The 22034-nt window shown below is 55.1% G+C and carries 18 protein-coding genes and 4 tRNA genes; 7 read left to right on the forward strand and 15 right to left on the reverse strand.

What is annotated here, in order from left to right; translation table 11 throughout:
* The first annotated feature begins 8 nt into the window (after window positions 1-8).
* On the forward strand, window positions 9-902 hold the full coding sequence (gene rarD / locus DBY68_RS18090) for an EamA family transporter RarD (protein ID WP_108476904.1): 894 nt from the start codon (window positions 9-11) through the stop codon (window positions 900-902).
* 38 nt (window positions 903-940) lie between these two features.
* Here the strand turns inward: rarD and corA are convergent, their stop codons facing one another.
* The 7 genes from corA to DBY68_RS18125 all read right to left on the reverse strand — a co-directional run bounded on the left by corA (window position 941) and on the right by DBY68_RS18125 (window position 7935).
* On the reverse strand, window positions 941-1891 hold the full coding sequence (gene corA / locus DBY68_RS18095; protein ID WP_108476905.1) for a magnesium/cobalt transporter CorA: 951 nt from the start codon (window positions 1889-1891) through the stop codon (window positions 941-943).
* A gap of 358 nt (window positions 1892-2249) precedes the next feature.
* On the reverse strand, window positions 2250-4412 hold the full coding sequence (gene uvrD / locus DBY68_RS18100) for a DNA helicase II (protein WP_015966428.1): 2163 nt from the start codon (window positions 4410-4412) through the stop codon (window positions 2250-2252).
* Window positions 4413-4552: 140 nt separating this feature from the next.
* Complete coding sequence (yigB, locus tag DBY68_RS18105) at window positions 4553-5269, reverse strand: 5-amino-6-(5-phospho-D-ribitylamino)uracil phosphatase YigB (protein ID WP_108476906.1); 717 nt, start codon at window positions 5267-5269, stop codon at window positions 4553-4555.
* A complete protein-coding gene (gene xerC / locus DBY68_RS18110; RefSeq protein WP_108476907.1) occupies window positions 5269-6171 on the reverse strand; it encodes a tyrosine recombinase XerC in 903 nt (300 codons plus the stop codon). The genes yigB and xerC overlap by 1 nt, the downstream gene beginning before the upstream one ends.
* Complete coding sequence (locus tag DBY68_RS18115) at window positions 6168-6875, reverse strand: DUF484 domain-containing protein (protein ID WP_108476908.1); 708 nt, start codon at window positions 6873-6875, stop codon at window positions 6168-6170. The genes xerC and DBY68_RS18115 overlap by 4 nt, the downstream gene beginning before the upstream one ends.
* Complete coding sequence (gene dapF / locus DBY68_RS18120; protein WP_015966432.1) at window positions 6872-7696, reverse strand: diaminopimelate epimerase; 825 nt, start codon at window positions 7694-7696, stop codon at window positions 6872-6874. The genes DBY68_RS18115 and dapF overlap by 4 nt, the downstream gene beginning before the upstream one ends.
* A gap of 35 nt (window positions 7697-7731) precedes the next feature.
* Entirely contained in the window at window positions 7732-7935 is a 204-nt protein-coding gene (locus tag DBY68_RS18125) for a lipoprotein (RefSeq protein WP_015966433.1), read from the reverse strand.
* Window positions 7936-8073: 138 nt separating this feature from the next.
* Here DBY68_RS18125 and cyaY point away from each other — a divergent pair, with 138 nt between their 5' ends.
* Window positions 8074-8394 (forward strand): iron donor protein CyaY, encoded by a 321-nt coding sequence (gene cyaY / locus DBY68_RS18130; protein WP_042292793.1) that lies wholly within the window; start codon window positions 8074-8076, stop codon window positions 8392-8394.
* A 49-nt stretch (window positions 8395-8443) separates the two neighbouring features.
* Here the strand turns inward: cyaY and cyaA are convergent, their stop codons facing one another.
* Window positions 8444-10990 carry a class I adenylate cyclase gene (gene cyaA, locus DBY68_RS18135; RefSeq protein WP_108476909.1) on the reverse strand — a complete coding sequence of 849 codons (2547 nt, stop codon included), beginning with the start codon at window positions 10988-10990 and terminating at the stop codon, window positions 8444-8446.
* 360 nt (window positions 10991-11350) lie between these two features.
* On the opposite strand from cyaA, the gene hemC reads away from it, so the two are divergent.
* The 5 genes from hemC to DBY68_RS18160 all read left to right on the forward strand — a co-directional run bounded on the left by hemC (window position 11351) and on the right by DBY68_RS18160 (window position 17728).
* Complete coding sequence (hemC, locus tag DBY68_RS18140) at window positions 11351-12292, forward strand: hydroxymethylbilane synthase (protein WP_146745484.1); 942 nt, start codon at window positions 11351-11353, stop codon at window positions 12290-12292.
* Window positions 12289-13029 carry a uroporphyrinogen-III synthase gene (hemD, locus tag DBY68_RS18145; protein WP_108476911.1) on the forward strand — a complete coding sequence of 247 codons (741 nt, stop codon included), beginning with the start codon at window positions 12289-12291 and terminating at the stop codon, window positions 13027-13029. The genes hemC and hemD overlap by 4 nt, the downstream gene beginning before the upstream one ends.
* Before the next feature lie 20 nt (window positions 13030-13049).
* On the forward strand, window positions 13050-14231 hold the full coding sequence (gene hemX / locus DBY68_RS18150; RefSeq protein ID WP_108476912.1) for a uroporphyrinogen-III C-methyltransferase: 1182 nt from the start codon (window positions 13050-13052) through the stop codon (window positions 14229-14231).
* 2 nt (window positions 14232-14233) lie between these two features.
* Entirely contained in the window at window positions 14234-15430 is a 1197-nt protein-coding gene (hemY, locus tag DBY68_RS18155; protein WP_108476913.1) for a protoheme IX biogenesis protein HemY, read from the forward strand.
* Between the two features lie 645 nt (window positions 15431-16075).
* Window positions 16076-17728 carry a sulfatase-like hydrolase/transferase gene (locus DBY68_RS18160; RefSeq protein ID WP_108476914.1) on the forward strand — a complete coding sequence of 551 codons (1653 nt, stop codon included), beginning with the start codon at window positions 16076-16078 and terminating at the stop codon, window positions 17726-17728.
* Window positions 17729-17766: 38 nt separating this feature from the next.
* Here the strand turns inward: DBY68_RS18160 and DBY68_RS18165 are convergent, their stop codons facing one another.
* From DBY68_RS18165 to wecG, 7 genes are all read right to left on the reverse strand, one after another.
* Complete coding sequence (locus DBY68_RS18165) at window positions 17767-19005, reverse strand: anaerobic sulfatase maturase (RefSeq protein WP_108476915.1); 1239 nt, start codon at window positions 19003-19005, stop codon at window positions 17767-17769.
* A gap of 143 nt (window positions 19006-19148) precedes the next feature.
* A tRNA-Pro gene (locus DBY68_RS18170) sits at window positions 19149-19225 on the reverse strand.
* Window positions 19226-19266: 41 nt separating this feature from the next.
* A tRNA-Leu gene (locus DBY68_RS18175) sits at window positions 19267-19353 on the reverse strand.
* A gap of 21 nt (window positions 19354-19374) precedes the next feature.
* Window positions 19375-19450, reverse strand: a tRNA-His gene (locus tag DBY68_RS18180).
* 56 nt (window positions 19451-19506) lie between these two features.
* Window positions 19507-19583 (reverse strand) — tRNA-Arg (locus tag DBY68_RS18185).
* Between the two features lie 102 nt (window positions 19584-19685).
* Complete coding sequence (locus DBY68_RS18190; RefSeq protein WP_108476916.1) at window positions 19686-21071, reverse strand: amino acid permease; 1386 nt, start codon at window positions 21069-21071, stop codon at window positions 19686-19688.
* Window positions 21072-21286: 215 nt separating this feature from the next.
* On the reverse strand, window positions 21287-22027 hold the full coding sequence (wecG, locus tag DBY68_RS18195) for a lipopolysaccharide N-acetylmannosaminouronosyltransferase (RefSeq protein WP_108476917.1): 741 nt from the start codon (window positions 22025-22027) through the stop codon (window positions 21287-21289).
* Between the last annotated feature and the right edge of the window lie 7 nt (window positions 22028-22034).

Genomic DNA, 22034 nt, shown 5'->3' on the forward strand with positions numbered 1-22034 from the left:
TGACTCCGATGGATGCCAAACAGACGCGGCAGGGCGTGCTTCTCGCTCTCGCCGCCTATTTTATTTGGGGTATCGCTCCGGCGTACTTCAAGCTTATCTACTATGTTCCCGCCGATGAAATCCTGACGCACCGCGTGATCTGGTCCTTCTTCTTCATGGTGGCGCTCATCAGCATCAGCCGTCAGTGGTCGACAGTGAAAGCGCTGCTGCAAACGCCGAAGAAAATCGTCATGCTGGCGCTCTCCGCCGTGCTGATCGGCGGTAACTGGCTGCTGTTTATCTGGTCGGTGAATAACCACCACATGCTGGAAGCAAGCCTGGGCTACTTCATTAACCCGCTGGTGAATATTCTGCTGGGGATGTTGTTCCTCGGCGAGCGCTTCCGCCGGATGCAGTGGTTAGCTGTGGCTCTCGCCGCCTGCGGCGTGTTGGTGCAGCTGTGGACATTTGGCTCGCTGCCAATAATTGCGCTCGGCCTGGCGTTTAGCTTCGCGTTTTATGGCCTGGTACGTAAAAAAATCGCCGTCGATGCGCAAACCGGCATGCTATTTGAAACCCTGTGGCTACTGCCGATCGCGGCAATTTATCTGTTTGGCATTGCCGACAGCGCGACCAGTCATATGGGGAGCAACAGCTGGTCGCTGAACCTGCTGCTGATTGCCGCGGGCGTAGTCACCACCATCCCGCTACTGTGTTTCACCGGTGCGGCAACCCGTTTACGCTTATCGACGCTGGGCTTCTTCCAGTATATCGGCCCAACGCTGATGTTTATCCTGGCGGTGACCTTCTACGGCGAAACACCAGGCGCTGATAAAATGGTGACGTTTGCGTTTATCTGGGTGGCACTGGCGATCTTTATTATGGATGCGGTGTATACGCAGCGCCGGGGACGTCGGGGCTAACCGTGTGCCGGATGGCGCAACGCCATCCGGCAACAGACTTACAGCCAGTTCTTCCGTTTAAAGTACAGATACGGTGCCAGCCCGGCGAGCATCATAAAGATAATCGCACCAGGGTAGCCGAAGCTCCACTTCAGCTCCGGCATAAACTCGAAGTTCATCCCGTAGCTGGAGGCCACCAGCGTCGGCGGCAGGAAGACCACGGAGACCACCGAGAAGATCTTGATGATGCGGTTCTGCTCGATGTTGATAAAGCCCATCGCCGCCTGCATCAGGAAGTTGACCTTCTGGAACAGTGATTCATTGTGTGGCAGCAGAGATTCGATATCTCGCAGGATCTCGCGCGCCTGTTCCAGCTGCACCGCCGGTAAACGCGCTTTACGCACCAGGAAGTTAAGCGCGCGCTGGGTATCCATCAGACACAAGCGCACCTTCCAGCCAATATCTTCCAGCTCTGCCAGCGTGGACAACGCCTCGTCATATTCATCGCCCTGATGGCCTTCCATGATGACGCGACTCAGCTTTTCCAGATCGCTGTAGATGTTTTCGATTTCATCCGCCAGCTGTTCAATCTTGGTTTCAAACAGATCGAGCAGAAGCTCATAGGCGTTACCGTCCACCATCGCCTGGTTACGCGCACGCATACGGTAGAGACGAAACGCCGGCAGTTCGCGCTCACGCAGGGTGAAGAGTCGCCCTTCGCGGATGGTGAATGCCACGGTGGAGTTACCTGCGTGATCGTCCGCATCTTCGTAAAAGAAGAAGGAGTGAATATGTAAACCGTCTTCGTCTTCAAAGAAACGTGCGGATGCTTCGATGTCTTCCAGTTCAGGGCGCGTGGCCAGGTTCTGGCCCAATTCCTTTTGCACACGGTTTCGTTCTTCATCGTCGGGTTCGACTAAATCAACCCACACCGAACTGGCGAGATGGCTGATTTCGTCCGCTTCAAGACGCGTTAAACGATTTTTTTCCAGTTGAAATGCGCTCAGCATGACCGGGACTCCCAATGCAAAAAATTATCGGACAGCCGGTGGGCACACAGAAACAAATTGGGTTTCAGACCATTAAACAGCCTGACTCATTGCGACGGGGAAATGACACGAGTCGCCGACAACCGCTAAGGCTATCAGCATAAGAGGATAGCCTTAGGAGTTGTTCCTGAATGACAGGAGAGTGAGCCAGCATCTACTGGGTGTGTCCAAGGCATTTGTCCTCTTAGCGTAATCGTGCGCGCATGTTACGCCAGCAAAAAAACCGCGTCAACACGCAACGGAATGCTAAATGGTAAGATTTACCTCATTCACTGTAAGGCTAGCAGACTCTCAAAAAATAACGATATCTTTCGGATAGTTAGACAGTTTCCAGCTTTGCATACGCCGCAACCAGCCATTTGATCCCCTGCCCCTGGAACGCCACCTGCAAGCGGCTGTGCTCGCCGCTGCCTTCCAGATTAACAATGGTGCCTTCGCCAAACTTAGCGTGACGTACGCGCTGGCCGAGTTTATAACCGGTGTCGTTTTCCGAAATCGGCGTCCCCATGCGCTGATGGCTCACCGGACGGCTAACGGTGGCGCGCAGGCGTACCTCTTCCACGCAGTTTTCCGGCAGCTCGCCGATAAAGCGCGACGGACGGTGATACACCTCTTTCCCGTACAAGCGGCGCGTTTCGGCATAAGTCAGCGTCAGTTTCTGCATCGCACGCGTCACGCCAACGTAGGCCAGACGGCGTTCTTCTTCCAGACGCCCGCCTTCTTCCAGCGACATCTGGCTCGGGAACATGCCCTCTTCCATACCGACGATAAACACCTGCGGGAATTCCAGACCTTTCGCCGAGTGCAGCGTCATCAACTGCACCGCGTCCTGCCAGGTATCCGCCTGCCCTTCGCCCGCTTCGAGCGCGGCATGAGACAGAAACGCCTGCAACGGCATTAAATCTTCGTCTTCTTCGTTGTACGCGAACTGGCGCGTCGCCGTCACCAGTTCGTCTAAGTTTTCGATTCGCGTCTGGCCCTTCTCGCCCTTTTCCTGCTCGTACATCATGCGTAGGCCGGAGTCTTTCACCACGCGGTCTGTCTGCACGTGCAACGGCATATCCGCCGTTTCCTGGGCCAGCGCGTCAATCAGTTCCATAAAGCGCTGCAACGCGCTCGCCGCGCGGCCTGCCAGCGCTTTTTCCTGCAACAGCTCGCGGCACGACTGCCACAGCGTAAGCTGGCGATCGCGCGAAGTCTGGCGCACAACGTCCAGCGTACGGTCGCCGATGCCGCGTGTCGGCGTGTTGACCACGCGCTCAAACGCCGCGTCGTCATTGCGGTTAGCGATCAGGCGCAGATAAGAGAGCGCATCTTTGATTTCCTGACGCTCGAAGAATCGCATACCGCCGTAAATTCGGTACGGCATACTCGCCTGCAGTAACGCCTCTTCCAGCACGCGCGACTGGGCGTTGCTGCGATAGAGAATGGCGCATTGATCCAGCGCGCCGCCGTTGTCCTGCCAGGTTTTGATGCGGTTAACCACGAAACGCGCTTCGTCGAGTTCGTTGAAGGCGCAATAGAGCGAAATCGGCTCACCGTCCGCACCGTCGGTCCACAATTTCTTACCAAGACGCCCGTTATTGTTCTCAATCAGGGCGTTCGCCGCGCTCAGAATATTGCTGGTTGAACGGTAGTTCTGTTCCAGACGGATAGTTTCCGCACCAGGGAAATCGTTGAGGAAGCGCTGGATGTTTTCCACCTGCGCACCGCGCCAGCCGTAGATTGACTGGTCGTCATCACCCACAATCATTACTTTACCGGTGTCGCCTGCCAGCAGGCGGATCCACGCGTATTGAATGTTGTTGGTATCCTGGAATTCGTCCACCAGGATATTGGTAAAGCGCTCGCGATAGTGCTGAAGGATGTGCGGCTTGTTAAGCCACAGTTCATGTGCGCGCAGCAGTAGCTCGGCGAAATCGACCAGCCCCGCGCGGTCGCATGCTTCCTGATAGGCCTGATAAACCTTCTGCCAGGTTTGTTCAACCGGGTTGCCGTAGCTCTGAATGTGGTGCGGACGCAGCCCTTCGTCTTTCTGGCTGTTGATGTACCACATCGCCTGGCGCGGCGGCCACTGCTTCTCGTCGAGATTCATGGCTTTGATCAGACGTTTCAGCAGGCGCAGTTGGTCTTCACTATCAAGGATTTGGAAATCCTGCGGCAGATTGGCATCCAGATGATGTGCGCGCAGTAAGCGGTGCGCCAGCCCGTGGAAGGTGCCGACCCACATGCCGCCCTGGGTGGTGCCCATCAGTTGCCCGATACGGTGACGCATCTCCGCCGCCGCTTTGTTGGTAAACGTCACCGCCATAATGGAGTACGGCGAGCAGTTTTCCACGGTCATCAGCCAGGCGATACGGTGAACCAGTACGCGCGTCTTACCACTGCCCGCCCCAGCCAGCACCAGCATGTTGGTGCGCGAAGCGGCGACGGCTTCGCGCTGTTTGTCATTAAGGCTGTCGAGCAGGTAAGAAACGTCCATTGATGGCACCGCCGCGTTAAGAATAGATAAACAGCGAAATGCCCGGTGGCGCTTCGCTTACCGGGCCTACGTTACCGTAGGGCGGATACGCCTAGCGCCATCCGCCAAAACCCTGGAATTTTATACAGAACTATTGAGGATTATATCAGCGAGGTCAGCGATGCCAACCGGGAAATTTCGATATGCGGCAGTAAACGGCTGTCAGCCACCTGCATCAGGTCTGCATTCCGAGGTTTGATCCAGCATGCCTGTAATCCACTGCGAATCGCCCCCGCAACATCCGTCGTCAGGTCATCGCCCACGTGCAGAATAGCGTTATGCGGCACATCCAGTTTTTCAGCAGCCCGGTGATACATATCGGAAAATGGCTTTGAGCGGCCATCTGGCCCGGCACGTAGTACAAACTTAAAATAGTCGTTCAGGCCGAATAATTCTGGCTGGGCATTACCATTGGTAATCGCCACCAGCGGCCATTTTTCCGCAAGTTTTGCCAGCGTATCGTGCGTTTCCTGCGGAACATCAATTCGGCTGCGCCATTGCGCGAAATTGGCCATCGCCGCGTTAGCGCCAATCGCCGCTTCCTGCGCGGTTAAGCCTGCGTTCAGCATCCCCAGCTCCAGCGCGCGGCGGCGCCACTCGGTCACATCGTGATAAATTTCCGGCTCCGCGTTGCGCAGCGCGTCGCGCAGTTGCTGTAGATCGCGGTTTTCGAAATGGCGCAGCGCCGGATGATAGCTGCGCACAAACGCCAGCGATTCTTGCTGGGTGCGATCAATCACCGGATGGTTGTCATAAAGGGTGTCGTCCAGGTCAAACGTCAGTGCGGCGATGTGGCCCAGTGGTCGGTAAAAACGCATTATTTCCCCCGTTTAGCGCGTGGATGCGCGGCATCGTACACCGAGGCGAGGTGTTGAAAATCAAGATGGGTATAAATTTGGGTGGTCGAGAGATTGGCGTGCCCCAACAGCTCCTGCACACCGCGCAGATCGCCGCTCGACTCCAGCATGTGGGTGGCGAATGAGTGGCGCAGCTTGTGCGGATGCACATGGCTGTTCAGCCCCTGCTTAATGCCCCACTCGGCAAACCGTTTTTGCACATTGCGCGCCGAGATACGTTTCCCCAGTTTTGAAAGAAACAGCGCGTCATCGTCGCTACCAAACAGCCCGCGTAAATCGAGCCAGTGTTCAATCCACGCCACCGCATTACGGCCAATGGGCAGGCGGCGCTCTTTGCTACCTTTGCCCATCACCCACACTTCACCGCTGTCGAGATCGAGATGTTTGATGTCCAGATTCACCAGTTCGGAAAGACGCAGACCGGCGCCGTACATGACTTCCAGCATCGCGCGGTCGCGAACCGCCAGCGGATCGTTAATATCGATATCCAGCAGGCGATTGACGTCATCGACGTCGATATTTTTCGGCAGATGACGTGGGGCTTTTGGTGCGGAGATCCCTTTTGCCGGATTGGCGGGCAGTTCGCCCTGGCTCACCATCCAGTCAAAAAAGCTGCGCAACGCCGATAAGCGTAACGCCAGGCTTGCCGCCCCCAGCCCTTTTCGGCGACTGCGGGTGGCAAAACTGCGCACCATCGCAGCATCACATTGTTGCCAGCGCGTCAGGCCCATCTGCTGGGCCAGTTCAATGATGGCATCAAGCTGACGCTGATAATTGAGAAGCGTAATCGGGCTGAGCTGGCGCTCGACGCCGAGATAACGCAGGAAACGCGCTACCGCCGCAGAGAGAAGTTCGTCATTCATGCGCGCTCAATCCAGCGCTCCAGCAGGCCTGGCAGCATCAGCGCCACTTCCTGCAGTAGCTGCGTACCCTGCCCGGCTTCATAGTGATGTGCATCGCGGCTGGTAAACAGAATCACGCCCAAATCGGCGTCGCTGCCCATCATCGACATCGCCACCGACCCAACGGCTTTCGCTTCCGGCAGAACCACCAGCAGCTCAGGGCCGTTCAGCGTGCCCAGATAGTGGCGCTCCTGACCAAGACGCTGAATACGCAGCGGTTCAAACGCCTGCCGCGACAGCACCAGTTGGGTGTATTTCGACGGTGCGCCCAAACGCCAGCGATCGGCGAAGAGACGGATAGAGGCCCCCGCCAGACCCAGATCGCGTGCCCAGCGGTGAAAGCGCAACAGCAAATCGTCGAGACTTTCCGCGCTCGCCAGGCGATTTTGCAGATGCAGCAAACGGTAGAACAGCCCTTCGTTGGCCGTCGCCTGCTCCATCAGCAGCGCCATGTTCTCTTCAAGCGTGTGAATATGATGACGCGCGCGCGCCATATGCCACTCAACCAGCGACACCGTACCGCGCACCGGGTGCGGAACACGCATCTGTTCCACGACCGCGGCGTTTCGTATAAAGAATTCAGGATGTTGCAACAGATAATCCACGACAGCGCGATCGTCGAGCGCGCTTAATGCTTCCTGCTGTTCTTCCCCGACGTGTTTCATAAGTGAATAAATCCGTCATAGACATGTGCCGCCGGGCCAGTCATATACAACGGTTGACCCGGGCCTCTCCAGGCGATATCCAGACGTCCGCCCGGTAACTCCACGCGAACCTCTTCGTCCAGTAGCCCCTGCTGGATACCCACAGCCACCGCCGCACAAGCGCCGCTGCCGCAAGCCTGCGTCTCACCCGCGCCGCGCTCATAGACGCGCAAACGGATGTGATCGCGTTTAACCACCTGCATAAAACCGATGTTGGCGCGTTCAGGAAAGCGATCGTGGCTTTCCATCACCGGGCCCAGCGACTCAACCGCCGCCGTTTCAACATCATCGACCTGAATCACGCAGTGCGGGTTACCCATCGAGACCACGCCGCACAATACTGTCTGCTCGGCCGCTCGCATAATATAGGTCTTTTCCGCTTTGTTGGCGCGGAACGGCACCTGCGAAGGTTCGAAATTCGGCTCGCCCATATTCACGCGAACCAGATCGTCGTCCGTCACGCTCAATACCATACGTCCGTTGGCGGTGCTGACGCGAATGTCACGTTTATTGGTCAGGCCTTTCAGACGCACGAAACGCGCAAAACAGCGCGCCCCGTTGCCACATTGCGACACTTCGCTGCCGTCGGCATTGAAGATGCGATAGTGGAAATCAAGATCGGGATCGTAGGGCGGCTCGACGACCAGCAGTTGGTCGAAGCCGACGCCCAGATGCCTGTCCGCCAGACGACGAATCAATTCCGGCGAAAAAAACACATTCTGCGTCACCGCGTCGACGACCATAAAATCGTTGCCAAGGCCATGCATTTTAGAGAACTGCATTATCTACTCCAGTTACGCGGAACAGAACGGTGATATCAATAGTTAACCTGCGTCGGGCCGCCGTCATCACCGCGATCGTTACGATCCGGCGAATCCGTTTGGATCTGGCTATCCACGGGCTTGGTCGGCGTCGGCGCCGTTTTATCAGCCGGTGGGAAATAGAGCGGGCCTTTAAGGCCGCAACCGGTAAGGCTAAACAGCACAGCCAACACGGCCAGCGGTCGGAAAATGTTCTTCATTCCAGGGTACCTGTAGTTCAAGACTTTCTGCTTTCTATCATCGCAGGAGAAGGCGTAAAAGCAAGCGTTTAGCACCCGACTGCAACGTGTTTTGTTTCACGGTATACTGCCATCATCACTCAATAACGGGAAACAACAATGAACGACAGTGAATTTCATCGCCTTGCCGACACACTCTGGATGACCATCGAAGAGCGTCTGGATGACTGGGACGGCGACAGCGATATCGACTGCGAAATCAACGGCGGCGTGCTGACCATCAGTTTTGAGAATGGCAGTAAAATCATTATCAACCGTCAGGAACCCCTGCACCAGGTATGGCTGGCAACTAAGCAGGGCGGCTACCATTTTGACCTGAAAGGCGATGAGTGGGTTTGCGATCGCAGCGGCGAAACCTTCTGGGATTTGCTGGAACAGGCTGCCACACAGCAGGCAGGCGAGACGGTGAGCTTCCGCTAAGGTTTATTGCCGGATGCGGCTTTGCCTTATCCGGCCTTCCATCACTGACTTACGAAAAATACTGCTGCAACAACGGGGCGTCGTTATCCTGGTTACTCGGTGGGAGTGTGCCAATCGCCTGGCTGCGGTAAGGAATAACCTGCGCGCGGCCATCAACTTTCACAATCTGATAGAACTGCGGCAGGTTGAAGTTGATAAAGCTTGAGCCGTAGGTAAAGCGATCGTGCGAGGAGGAGTAGAAGCGGCTGACGTCGCGCACCAGCTCCTCTTTGCTGCCTTCGCAGTGGTGATACACTTCCGCGCGGTTGGATTCATCCAGAATATAGATGTTAAAGCCCTGCTCTTCGCCGGAATCTTCAAAGAAGAACTGAATAATCCCTTCGCTGGCAAAACCATCCACCACCTGCGGCAGTTTGACGTGGTTAGTCTCAACCTGCACCGACAAACCATGCAGTTTATTGTGCGAGATGGCACCATAGAATTCGATGGCGTTTTCCAGCTTCTGCACCGAGACGTTCAGGCGTTCGAAGAAAAGACCCCAGGTCTGGCCGGAGACACGCAACGCTTTGAAGCGCCCGGTTTCCTGACGTGTGCTGGAGAGACGCAGGTCGATACATTCAGAAACCAACTGCTGGACGCGGGTACGAATCAGGCCACGCAGATGCTGGCTATAACAGAACACTTCCACGCTATCCGGCGGGGCGGCGTCCTGGTGCATTTTGCCGAGAATCGTTTTCAGCGCTTCAATCATCGCCTGCTCGCCGTTGAAGTGCAGCGTACGCACCTCGTTCCACGAGTTGCGATACAGCAGATCGACGCTGCCGACGAGGCAGTTTTGTTCTTCACCAAAGCTGAAGACATCGAGCTTACGGAAGTCGAAATGGACTACCTGATTGCGGAAAGCCGCCGTCGGGTCATATTCGAGGTTAACGATAATCGCCAGATGGCGAATTTCACACGGGCTGTAAAGCGCTTTTGGCGTCGGCGCAGGCAGACGCAGCGGGAAGTGATGGGAAACATCCGCCACCATCTCCTGCAGTTTTGCGAGGTCGACAATACCGTTGCCCTTAATAAACAGGCGGGTACGTGAGGTCAGCAGGCCGTTAAACCAGGCCCACGCCACCAGCTTATTAAGATAGCGGTTATATTCAAGCGGCTGATGGCTGACGATAGCTTCCATATTCGGCGCGCGGTTGTAGAGATACCAACCGGTACGGTTGGCACGGCCCGGCGGCACGTGGATAAAGGTCAGGTTCGGCTCGGAGAGATCCGGTGAAATCTGCGGGTTAACCAGCGTCACTTTGCCCGGCAGCGCTTCAAACGCCGCGTACAGCTTACGGGTCAGCACACCGATGTCCTGCGGGCTGGCAGAGACGCTCAGGTTGTTGCGACGCGCGAAGCGGATCAGGTTACGGTAGCTCTGCATCATGGCATCGAGCAATTCGTTATGCGCCTCGCGCACCTGATCGATCTTCCAGTTCGCCCGGTTATCCAGTTTAGCCAGACGCTCTTCGTCCCAGCCCCACTCTTTCACCAGTTGGCTCACCACTTCACGGCGCCAGCCAACGCACGCGCGTTCGCGGCTCAGCTTTTCGCAAACTTTGAGGTAGAAGCAGCGGCGCACCAGATCCAGACGCGTTTCGTCGTCGATCGCTTTGAGGTAGTCGGTCACGCGTTCCAGCATCATGCAGTAGGAGTCGAGACCAAATGAAACGATCTCGCCATCGTGCAGGCGCTGTTTGATATCTTTCGCCAGCAGGCGCGTATTGGGGTATTCCCAGGAGTAGGCTTCCAGCAGCAGGGTTTTCAACACCGCTTTGTACGGTGAGTCGATACTCTTATACAGTTGCCACAGGCTGGCGCCAAAGTACTCTTCCGCCGACAGCGAACTCAACCCGCCAAGGTCGAGCCACTCGTTCGGCGTCAGCACGCCCTGCGCATAGAGCGTCATGACGTAGTCGTCGTAATGCTCTTCTTCTTCGCACGGCACCATATTCCACAGAATACGTTTCCCCGCGAGGCGCACGGCAGTGCGATAAAATTCGTCCAGCAGCAAGATGTGCTGCGTGGAGCCGCAGTCTTCGCCGCCCAGGCTACCACTTTCGTTATGACGGAAGCGGTTTTCGTCGATCAGGAAGAAGCTGACTTCCACGCCCAGCGAGGCGGCCCAGCTTTCCAGCAGACTGCATTTACGTTGCAGAAGTTGACGTTCGTCGTTATCGAGCCAGGACTGGTGACAAACCCAGATATCGAGGTCAGAAGAGCAGCTTTGCCCAACGGACGAGGTACTGCCCATCGAGTAGACGCCAGTTATCGGCAACTCGCCTTTTGGCGAGGCCTGCGGCGGCATACCACGATGCAGTTCAAGTTCGTCGAGGTAGTGGCGTTGGGTTTCATCAGGCGTGTAGAGGCAAATGCCTTTGGGAACGTTACCGTCGAGGTAACCCGGCATCAGTGGGTGATGATAATGTAATAATGTCGGCAGTAGACTGTATACCTGCTGGAAAGCAGGGCCCATGGCAGCAAGCGCGCGATCCACACGCAGTTGATTGATGGCATCCAGTCTCTGTTTCAGTGTCTCAATATAGAGGTACAAGACATATCGCCTGATGTTCAAAACCTGGCGTAGCGCCCGTGAAGGGAAGTACGGAGGTTTTTAGAATTTCAACAAGAATCGTCGCCTTTGTCGTCCGTCCTTATGATTATGGTGGTGCGGACGAACAAATGGTTTAAAACGTGATCAATTTAACACCTTGCTGGTTGACCGTAAAGAAAGTTGCACTACATACAAGTGTAGCACCGTTTGTTATCTGTAAATTCCACAATACGTTTAGGTCTATATTGGAAACTTCCAGAAAATACGGGCCAGCCAGACATTACCCAAACACCGTGAAAACTAACATCATTAAAGCAACAATGTTAGGATGGGCCGTGGACGACAATGACGGTAACAAGCATGTTAGACAAAGTTTTGAGAATTGCCACACGCCAAAGTCCTCTTGCACTTTGGCAGGCACACTATGTTAAAGACCGCCTGATGGCCTGTCATCCGGGGCTGACGGTTGAACTCGTGCCGCTGGTGACACGCGGCGATGTGATCCTGGATACCCCGCTGGCAAAAGTGGGCGGTAAAGGGCTGTTTGTAAAAGAGCTTGAGCTGGCATTGCTGGAAAACCGGGCCGATATCGCCGTTCACTCCATGAAAGATGTTCCCGTCGATTTCCCTGAAGGCCTGGGTCTGGTGACCATTTGTGAGCGCGAAGATCCGCGCGATGCGTTTGTCTCCAACCGCTATGCTTCGCTGGACGATTTACCGGCAGGCAGCATCGTCGGCACCTCCAGCCTTCGTCGCCAGTGCCAGATTGCGGAATATCGCCCCGATTTAGAGATTCGTTCTCTGCGCGGCAACGTCGGCACGCGTCTTGGTAAACTGGATAATGGCGATTACGACGCCATTATTCTGGCCGTCGCCGGTCTGAAACGTCTGAAACTTGACGATCGCATTCGACAGGCGATGCCGCCTGAGCAATCATTACCGGCTGTCGGCCAGGGTGCCGTCGGCATCGAATGTCGCCTGGAAGATGACTACACGCGGACGCTGCTGGCTCCGCTTAACGATGCGCAAACGGCCACGCGCGTACTGGCGGAACGCGCCATGAACACGCGTCTGGAAGGCGGCTGTCAGGTACCCATTGGCAGCTATGCCGAGCTCAACAACGGTGAACTGTGGCTACGCGCGCTGGTTGGCGCGCCGGATGGTTCACAGATGGTGCGCGGCGAACGACGCGGCAAGCCTGAAGACGCTGAACGGCTGGGCGTTGAGCTCGCTGAAGAGCTGTTGAACAACGGTGCGCGCGAAATCCTCACCGCCGTCTACAACGGAGAGAAGCCCGAATGAGTATCCTGGTCACCCGCCCGTCTCCAAAAGGAGAAGAATTAGTGAGCCGTCTGCGCACACTGGGGCGAGTGGCCTGGAGCTTTCCGCTGATTGAAATCACCCCCGGTCGCGAACTTGCGGCACTCTCTCCTGCCCTGGACGCTTTGCGCCCCGACGATTTGCTCTTCGCGCTATCGCCGCACGCTGTGTCGTATGCGCACGCTCATCTGCAACAGCAGGGCCAGCATTGGCCGCAGCAAGCGGCTTGTTTCGCCATTGGGCGCAGCACAGCGCTGGCGTTGCATCAGGTGAGCGGTCGCCAGGTACGGTATCCTTTGGATCGGGAAATCAGTGAAGTCTTGCTACAATTACCTGAATTACAAAATATTACGGGTAAGAAAGCGCTCATCTTACGCGGCAATGGCGGGCGTGAACTGTTAGGCGAAACGCTGGCCGCACGCGGCGCTGAAGTCACATTCTGTGAATGTTATCAACGCAGCGCTGTCCATTATGATGGCGCGGCAGAAGCCATGCGCTGGCAAAAACGTGAGGTGTCGACTCTCGTCGTCACCAGCGGGGAAATGTTACATCAACTTTGGGCACTCATTCCGCAATGGTATCGCGAGCACTGGCTGCTGCGCTGCCGTTTGTTGGTTGTCAGTGAGCGTCTTGCACAACTGGCCCGGGAGCTGGGCTGGCAGGAAATTCAGGTTGCCGATAGCGCTGACAACGATGCGCTGCTGCGCGCACTACAATAACTTCAAAACTGGAAGCCATAATGACGGATCAAAAAGAAAACTCCGCCGTGGTTGAAGAGACCAGGGAGGCCGTGGAGACCACGCCACAGCCAGAAGCACAAAAATCCACGGACGCCGAAAAGAAATCCGGCGGCGCGAAAACCAGCCTGGTGCTGAGCGGCGTGGCGATCGCGATTGCGCTGGCGGCAGGCGTGGGGCTGTATGGCTGGGGAAAACAGCAGGCCGTAAATCAAACCACCGCTAACGACACGCTGGCGAATCAACTGGTTACGCTACAAAAAGCGCAGGACGATCAGAAAACACAATTCGATGCCCTGCTGAAACAACAGGCCGCACAGCTTGCCGAGACGCAGAATCAACGCGATGCGCTGGCGAAACAGCTCGATGAAGTGCAGCAAAAAGTGGCGGCCATTTCCGGTACCGATGCCAAAACCTGGCTGCTGGCACAGTCCGACTTCCTCGTGAAGCTGGCAGGCCGCAAGTTGTGGAGCGATCAGGATGTCACCACCGCCGCCGCGCTGTTGAAAAGCGCCGACGCCAGTCTGGCCGACATGAATGACCCGAGCCTGATTAGCGCCCGTCGCGCCATCACTGAAGATATCGCAAGCCTGGGCGCGGTTTCTCAGGTGGACTACGATGGCATCATCCTGAAAGTAAATCAGTTGGCGAATCAGGTGGATAACCTGCGTCTGGCAGATAACAACACCGATGATTCCCCAATGGATGCCGATAGCGATGAGCTCTCCAGTTCTATTGGCGAGTGGCGCGTGAATCTGCAAAAAAGCTGGCAGAACTTTATGGACAGCTTTATCACCATTCGTCGCCGCGATGAAACCGCCGTTCCGCTGTTAGCACCGAATCAGGATATCTATCTGCGTGAGAATATTCGCTCGCGCTTGCTGGTTGCCGCACAGGCTGTACCGCGTCATCAGGAAGAGACTTACAAACAGGCGCTGGATAACGTGTCGACGTGGGTTCGCGCCTACTACGACACCGACGATGCCACTACCAAAAGCTTCCTTGATGACGTTGATAAACTGAGCCAGCAGAGCATCACCATGAACGTGCCGGAAACGCTGCAAAGCCAGCCGATTCTGGAAAAGCTGATGCAGACGCGCGTGCGTAATCTGATGGCGCAGCCCGCTGCGGCCGCCCCGGCTGAAACGCCCGCGACCGCCCCTGCCGCGCCTCAAGGAGAGTAATTATGTTGAAAGTTTTATTACTCTTCGCACTGCTGATCGCCGGGATCGTCGTCGGCCCGATGATCGCCGGGCACCAGGGTTACGTGCTGATCCAAACGGATAACTACAACGTCGAAACCAGCGTCACCGGGTTAGTGATCATCATGATCCTTATCATGGTGGTGCTGTTTGCCCTCGAATGGGTGCTGCGTCGCATCTTCCGCACCGGTGCGCATACGCGCGGCTGGTTCGTGGGCCGCAAACGCCGCCGCGCGCGTAAGCAAACGGAACAGGCGCTGCTCAAACTGGCAGAAGGCGATTACCAGCAGGTTGAGAAGCTGATGGCGAAAAATGCCGATCACGCCGAACAGCCGGTGGTGAACTATCTGTTGGCCGCCGAAGCCGCCCAACAGCGCGGTGATGAGGCACGCGCCAATCAGCATCTGCAACGCGCAGAAGAGAATGCCGGCAATGATTTGATTCCGGTTGAAATCACCCGCGTGCGTTTACAGCTTGCGCGCAATGAAGATCACGCGGCACGCCACGGCGTCGATAAGCTGCTGGAAATTACGCCGCGTCATCCGGAAGTGCTACGTCTTGCCGAGCAGGCTTACATCCGCACCGGCGCATGGAGCTCCCTGCTGGATATCATCCCTTCCATGGCGAAAGCCAACGTGGGTGATGAAGCCCATCGTGCCGCGCTGGAGCAACAGGCGTGGATTGGCCTGATGGATAAAGCCCGTGCCGACGAAGGAAGCGAAGGGTTACGCAACTGGTGGAAAAACCAGAGCCGTAAAACGCGCCACGAAGTGCCGCTTCAGGTAGCCATGGCGGAGCACTTAATTGAGTGTGACGACCATGACACGGCGCAGCTAATCATCATCGACGGGCTGAAACGCCAGTATGACGATCGTCTGGTGTTGTTGATCCCGCGTCTGCGCACCAATAATCCGGAACAACTGGAAAAAATGCTGCGCCAGCAGATTAAGAGCGTTGGCGATCGTCCACTGCTCTGGAGCACGCTGGGCCAATCGCTGATGAAACACGGCGAGTGGCAGGAAGCGAGCATCGCTTTCCGCGCCGCGCTTAAACAGCGCCCCGATGCCTTCGACTATGCCTGGCTTGCCGACACCCTCGACCGTCTGAAAAGGCCGGAAGAGGCTGCGGCGATGCGCCGCGATGGATTGATGCTTACCTTGCAAAATAATCCACCGCAATAATCACTGCTTCAGGGGGCCAATCGGCCCCCTTTTTTAGCCATAAAAAAACGCCTGCTCACAGGAGCAGGCGTTAAAACAGGTCTTTATGACAACAATGGGTGCTTCACTCAACGTTATGTCCATGGTGTCTGATGAGGCCTGAGCGACATCTGTCATCGGACGATAAGCACCGTAAACGGCTCTGCGTCATTCCTGAGTTTATGAGGCCAGAAGGCGAGCATAAGAGATGGAATGAGCATCTACGGCGCGCATTATTGCACATACTTTGACACAAAATCATCCCCTTTCTGAAGGAATGGGATTTTTCTGTACAAAAATTGTATTTCTTTTCTACCCCAATAAAATAAAATGATATTTATTTTATAAATTCATTTTGAGAATAAATAATAAACGCCCATTCATTAAAAATATAATTATGGGTATATTTAATAATTGAATTCATATGAAATATAAATAAATCATTCGCAAAAAATTAAAAACCGCAATAATAATCAAAGAGATGCAATTTCATTATCTTACAAATCATACGTCTGGAGAGTAGGATGATGAAGCGCATGATCTTTTATCTCTACAGAAATTTATATTTATGCGCCTCACTGCGAAATTACTCCTTCATGTGGAAGATATGAAAACGGAGCATTAATAATGGACTTTTCTTTTTCACCAAAATTGCTTGTTGTCGCGATGGCTGCAGCCCTTCCTGTCCTGGCCTACGCTGCGGATACACCAGCTTCCGCCACCGCGCGTAAAGGCTTTGCGGGATACGATCATCCTAACCAGTACCTGGTTACCCCGGCAACCAAAATTGCCGATAACATGATGCCGGTTATGCAGCATCCGGCGCAGGACAAACAAACTCAGCAGAAACTGGCTGAATTGCAGAAAAAAACTGGTAAGAAACCGAACGTGGTGATTTTCCTGCTGGATGATGTCGGCTGGATGGACGTCGGCTTTAACGGCGGCGGTGTGGCGGTGGGCAACCCAACGCCAGATATTGACGCCGTCGCCAGCCAGGGGTTAATTCTCACTTCTGCCTATTCGCAGCCAAGTTCTTCTCCAACCCGCGCCACTATTCTGACCGGGCAGTATTCCGTTCACCATGGCATTCTGATGCCACCGATGTATGGCATGCCTGGCGGGCTGGAAGGGCTCACCACGCTACCGCAACTGTTGCACGATCAGGGCTACGTGACGCAGGCCATCGGTAAATGGCACATGGGCGAAAATGAAGGCTCGCAGCCGCAGAATGTCGGCTTTGACGATTTCCGCGGCTTTAATTCGGTATCGGATATGTACACCGAGTGGCGTGACGTGAACGTTAACCCGGAAGTGGCGCTCAGCCCGGCACGTTCGGAATACATCAAAAAACTGCCGTTCAGCAAGGATGATGTTCACGCCGTACGCGGTGGCAAGCAGGAAGCCGTTGCCGATATCACGCCTAAGTATATGGAAGATCTCGATCAGCGCTGGATGAAATACGGCGTCGACTTTATCAATAAGATGGCGAAGAGCGATAAACCATTCTTCCTCTACTACGGTACGCGCGGTTGCCACTTCGATAACTACCCGAATGCGAAATACGCGGGCAGTTCTCCGGCGCGCACCTCCTACAGTGATTGCATGGTTGAGATGAATGATATCTTCGCCAATCTGTATAAAACGCTGGAAAAAACTGGCCAGCTCGAGAATACGCTGATTGTTTTCACCTCCGATAACGGCCCGGAAGCGGAAGTGCCGCCGCATGGTCGTACGCCGTTCCGCGGCTCTAAAGGATCAACCTGGGAAGGCGGCGTGCGCGTACCAACGTTTGTTTACTGGAAAGGAATGATTCAACCGCGTAAATCTGATGGCATTGTCGATCTCGCCGACCTGTTCCCGACCACGCTGGATCTGGCCGGGCATCCGGGCGCGGAAGTGGCGAAACTGGTACCGAAGACCACCTTTATCGATGGCGTAGACCAGACCTCGTTCTTCGTAGGCGACAATGGTCAGTCTAATCGTAAGGCCGAGCACTATTTCCTGAATGGTCAGTTGGCGGCGGTTCGTATGGATGAGTTCAAGTACCATATGGTCATCCAACAGCCGTATGCCTTTACACAAAGCGGTTATCAGGGCGGTTTCACCGGCGCCGTGATGCCAACCGCCGGCTCCATGGTCTTTAACCTCTACACCGATCCACAGGAGTCTGATTCTATCGGGGTGCGTCATATCCCGATGGGTGTGCCGCTGCAAACAGAAGCGCATGCCTACATGGAAATTCTGAAGAAGTACCCGCCTAAAGTGCAGATCAAACTGTAACGCATGGACACAAGCCCGCCGATCATCAGCGGGCTTTTTTATTTTTGCGGAAAAATCAGATGCGCCTTCATGATATCGCTGGCCGGGCGGCCGCTGGCGATCAGGTCGCGCATCGCTTTCAGATAGGGTGGTAAATGGCGGAAGTAGTGACGGAATCCCTCGCAGAGATAGTTTATATCGCCGTCATTTCCGGGCATAAAGCGATGCCTGGGACACCCCCCCCAGCACGCTTTTAATACATCGCACTGCTTGCAGGCCAATGGCAGGCGCGCATATTTATCCTGCCCAAACTGCTGCTGAGCGGGAACATCAATCATATCTGCAAAGGTGTGGTGATGAAGATTGCCGAGATGATATTTCGGGTAAACGTAGTGATCGCAAGCGTAAACATCGCCGTTATGCTCCACCACCACCGAGCGTCCGCAGGTGGGCTGATGATGACAAACCGCGCCTGGCGCGCCGACAAAGTTAGCGAATGCCCATTCAATGTTCATTACAAAGACAGTGCCAACATCGCGCTGGATCCAGCGTTCGAACACCGCCGTCAGGAATTCACCGTACGCTCTCGGAAGGACTGACCATTCCGTGACCCCCTCTGCCGCGCTTTCGCTTCCGGGCCCATGCAAAGAAAGGCCTGCTTTGGCTTCCCACGTTCCGGCTTGTCGCTCAACCACCGGAATAAACTGGATAAACTGCACCCCGGCCTCGCAGAGAAAATCATACACTTTTCGCGGTTCCAGCGCGCTTTGCCGGTTTACGCAGGCCAGCACGTTGTAGTCGACGCCGTGCTTTTGGAGTAACGCCAGTGCGCGCATCACCAGCTTGTGCGTCGGCTTTCCGCCTTTAGTCAGGCGATATGCATTGTGAATATCTGCCGGGCCATCCAGCGACAGGCCGATTAAAAAGTGATGTTGCCGGAAAAAGGTACACCACTCATCATCCAGCAGCACGCCGTTGGTTTGAAAACTGTTACTGATGCGCCGACCCGCGCCATATTTCGCCTGTAATGCCACTGCACGCCGGTAAAAGTCTAGCCCCAGCAACGTCGGCTCACCTCCTTGCCAGGTAAACGCCACCTCAGCCTGCCCTTCAACGGCAGCAATATAGTTTTTGATGTAAGCATCCAGCGTCGCATCGTTCATCCGCGAGCACGTACCAGCGTCGGAATAAAGCGCCTGCTTTTCCAGGTAGAAACAGTAAGTACAGTTGAGGTTGCATTCGGATCCGCTGGGTTTCGCCATCGCATGAAACGCACGGATTGGGATCTGGTGTGACATCGTCGCCATCCTTAAGCATCAGAATCCGCCATCATAGTGATATGCAGATTTGCGAAAGGGGCGTTTTTTGCGAATGGTGGGAAATTCAGAAATGTGCGCGATGCACAGAAAACAAAAAACCCCGCCGAAGCGGGGTTCAAAATTGGTCGGCGAGAGAGGATTCGAACCTCCGACCCACTGGTCCCAAACCAGTTGCGCTACCAAGCTGCGCTACTCGCCGAAATACTGCTTTTTGAATTTTTAGTTCAATCTTTAAAGTCGTGGTGCGAGGGGGGGGACTTGAACCCCCACGTCCGTAAGAACACTAACACCTGAAGCTAGCGCGTCTACCAATTCCGCCACCTTCGCATTGTCACAACTTTTAAATAATGGGGTGGCTAATGGGATTCGAACCCACGACAACTGGAATCACAATCCAGGGCTCTACCAACTGAGCTATAGCCACCACTGCAAATCTTTTACGCGGTTATCAAAACCACCGCAGCTCCAGCACCGGGTAAATGGTGCGCCCGACAGGATTCGAACCTGAGACCTCTGCCTCCGGAGGGCAGCGCTCTATCCAGCTGAGCTACGGGCGCTTAGCGCCGTTGCGGGGTCGGATAATACGGACTTCCCACCCCGCTGTCTAGTGCCTTTTTAAAGAAAATTATCGTTTGCTCAGGGTTTGTGCGTTTTGTCGCTTATTTCTCCACTTTTTGCAGATCCACACCCCGATTCAGGCCAAAAACTTTATAAACCAGGGTAACGGCCACTAAAAAGAGGATCCCGACAAACAGCGACATGCGTGTATCTTCGTTAATTCCCATGCCGATCAGCACACAAACCAGGAACGCCATCGTTAAATAGTTGGCCCACGGGAAGAGCAGCGAGCGGAACGGATGGCTGGCAATCGCTTCTTTGTGCGCGCGACGGAAGCGAATCTGGCTAATCAGAATCACAAACCACGGTACCATGCCCGGCAGAACGCTGGCGCTATATACATAAACAAACACGCGCTGCGGGTTTGGAATGATGTAGTTGAGGCAGGAGCCAATCAGCAGAATCACAATAGAGAGCGCAACCCCCGCCGCCGGAACACCGCTGCGCGACACTTTCGCCATCGCCGCCGGAAGCTGACGGTTCTTCGCCAGCGCGTAAAGCATACGGCCACAGCTGTACATCCCGCTGTTACAGCCGGAAAGTGCCGCCGTCAGTACCACAAAGTTAATAATCCCCGCCGCGGCCGTAATACCAATTTTGGCGAAAGTCAGGACAAACGGGCTGCCGTTAGTGCCGATTTCATTCCACGGGAAGATGGTGACAATGACAAAGATCGCACCGACATAGAAAATCAGGATACGCCACAGCACCTTGCCTACCGCGCTGCGCAAGGTGACCTGCGGGTTTTTCGCTTCACCTGCGGTCATGCCGATTAATTCAACGCCCTGATAGGAGGCGACCACGATACAGAGCGCCGTCAGGAAGCCTTTCCAGCCACCCGCAAAGAAGCCGCCGTGTGCCGTGAGGTTTTCAAAACCAATCGAGTGGCCGCCGTTACCGAAGCCGAAGAAGATCACGCCAAGGCCAATCACAATCATCACTATGATAGTGGTGACTTTAATCATCGCGAACCAGAATTCAATTTCACCGTACAGGCGCACCGCCGCCAGGTTCGCCAGCGCCACCAGCCCGACGGCAATCAACGCCGGTATCCACTGCGCCATCTCCGGGAACCAGAACTGTACATAGACACCAATGGCGGTAATTTCCGAGATCCCCACCGCCATCCACATAAACCAGTAGGACCACGCGGTGAGATAGCCAAAGAACGGGCTCATATAGCGGTGCGCGTAAACGGCGAACGACCCGGTGACCGGCTCGATAAACAGCATTTCGCCCATTGAACGCATAATGAAGAAGACAAATACCCCAGCCAAAATGTAGGCCAGCAGTACTGACGGACCTGCCCACTTAAGCGTACTTGCAGCACCCATGAACAAGCCGACACCAATGGTGCCGCCAAGGGCGATTAATTCAATGTGACGGGCTTCCAGACCGCGCTGGAGCTCCGGTTTTTTCTCTGCCATAAATCCTCTTGTGTTTGCATGATTTCCGGTCATTGCCGGTTATTTTTATGTGTAAAACGCATAACGCTTACAGGTAGGGGGATATCAAAAAACAGACGGATTTTCCATCAAGGGTGCGAATGGTTTAACAATTTTTGATAAATGGCAAACAAAGTATTAAATATGCGAATGAATCGCGCAAATATTGCGCAATCATTCACATTTTCAGGAAAGGATTACAGCTGATTGGTGTAGTGCCAGCGCAGATAGCGCAACAGGCGGAGCTGGCGGGTAATGCGGCTCGGCTGTGAAAGCAGACGGAAAAGCCACTCCAGCCCCAGATTCTGCCAGAACTTCGGCGCGCGCTTCACGTGGCCGGTAAAGACATCGTAGGTGCCACCCACGCCCATATAGAGCGCATCCGGATAGATTTCACGGCAGTCACGCATCAGGATCTCCTGCTTAGGCGAGCCCATAGCGACGGTGACAATTTTCGCCCCGCTGTCGCGAATGCGCTCAAACAGCGCCTGCCGTTGTTCCGGTTTAAAATAGCCGTCCTGCGTGCCGACCAGATTCACATTCCACTGCTGACGGAGCTTCGCTTCCGTTTGGGCCATCACTTCCGGTTTCCCCCCCACCAGAAAGACTGGCGTACCCTCTCTGCCCGCCCGTTCCATTAAGGCTTCCCAGAGATCGGCTCCGGCCACGCGCGAGACGTCCGCCTGCGGGTATTTTTTGCGTACCGAGCGTACCACGCTGATGCCATCGGCGTACTTATATTCCGCCGCGTTAATAAGCGTGCGGACGTCGGCGTTATCTTCCGCCGTCAGCATTTTCTCGGCGTTAATCGCCACCAGCGTGCCGCTTTTGAGCTGCCCATCGGCATAAAGAAAGTCCAGCGCATGCTGCATGTTGCGCCAGCCGACAAGCTTCAGACCGCGCAGCTCGTAGGTTGGCGCGGTATGTGAATCAGTCATGAGTATC

It is taken from the genome of Pseudocitrobacter sp. RIT415 (assembly GCF_003057695.2).
Classification (GTDB): Bacteria; Pseudomonadota; Gammaproteobacteria; order Enterobacterales; family Enterobacteriaceae; genus Pseudocitrobacter; species Pseudocitrobacter faecalis.

Coding starts and splice junctions, on each gene's coding strand:
- rarD (WP_108476904.1), top strand. CDS start 9: ATGGATGCCAAACAGACGCGGCAGGGCGTGCTTCTCGCTCTCGCCGCC.
- corA (WP_108476905.1), bottom strand. CDS start 1,891: ATGCTGAGCGCATTTCAACTGGAAAAAAATCGTTTAACGCGTCTTGAA.
- uvrD (WP_015966428.1), bottom strand. CDS start 4,412: ATGGACGTTTCTTACCTGCTCGACAGCCTTAATGACAAACAGCGCGAA.
- yigB (WP_108476906.1), bottom strand. CDS start 5,269: ATGCGTTTTTACCGACCACTGGGCCACATCGCCGCACTGACGTTTGAC.
- xerC (WP_108476907.1), bottom strand. CDS start 6,171: ATGAATGACGAACTTCTCTCTGCGGCGGTAGCGCGTTTCCTGCGTTAT.
- DBY68_RS18115 (WP_108476908.1), bottom strand. CDS start 6,875: ATGAAACACGTCGGGGAAGAACAGCAGGAAGCATTAAGCGCGCTCGAC.
- dapF (WP_015966432.1), bottom strand. CDS start 7,696: ATGCAGTTCTCTAAAATGCATGGCCTTGGCAACGATTTTATGGTCGTC.
- DBY68_RS18125 (WP_015966433.1), bottom strand. CDS start 7,935: ATGAAGAACATTTTCCGACCGCTGGCCGTGTTGGCTGTGCTGTTTAGC.
- cyaY (WP_042292793.1), top strand. CDS start 8,074: ATGAACGACAGTGAATTTCATCGCCTTGCCGACACACTCTGGATGACC.
- hemC (WP_146745484.1), top strand. CDS start 11,351: ATGTTAGACAAAGTTTTGAGAATTGCCACACGCCAAAGTCCTCTTGCA.
- hemD (WP_108476911.1), top strand. CDS start 12,289: ATGAGTATCCTGGTCACCCGCCCGTCTCCAAAAGGAGAAGAATTAGTG.
- hemX (WP_108476912.1), top strand. CDS start 13,050: ATGACGGATCAAAAAGAAAACTCCGCCGTGGTTGAAGAGACCAGGGAG.
- hemY (WP_108476913.1), top strand. CDS start 14,234: ATGTTGAAAGTTTTATTACTCTTCGCACTGCTGATCGCCGGGATCGTC.
- DBY68_RS18160 (WP_108476914.1), top strand. CDS start 16,076: ATGGACTTTTCTTTTTCACCAAAATTGCTTGTTGTCGCGATGGCTGCA.
- DBY68_RS18165 (WP_108476915.1), bottom strand. CDS start 19,005: ATGTCACACCAGATCCCAATCCGTGCGTTTCATGCGATGGCGAAACCC.
- DBY68_RS18190 (WP_108476916.1), bottom strand. CDS start 21,071: ATGGCAGAGAAAAAACCGGAGCTCCAGCGCGGTCTGGAAGCCCGTCAC.
- wecG (WP_108476917.1), bottom strand. CDS start 22,027: ATGACTGATTCACATACCGCGCCAACCTACGAGCTGCGCGGTCTGAAG.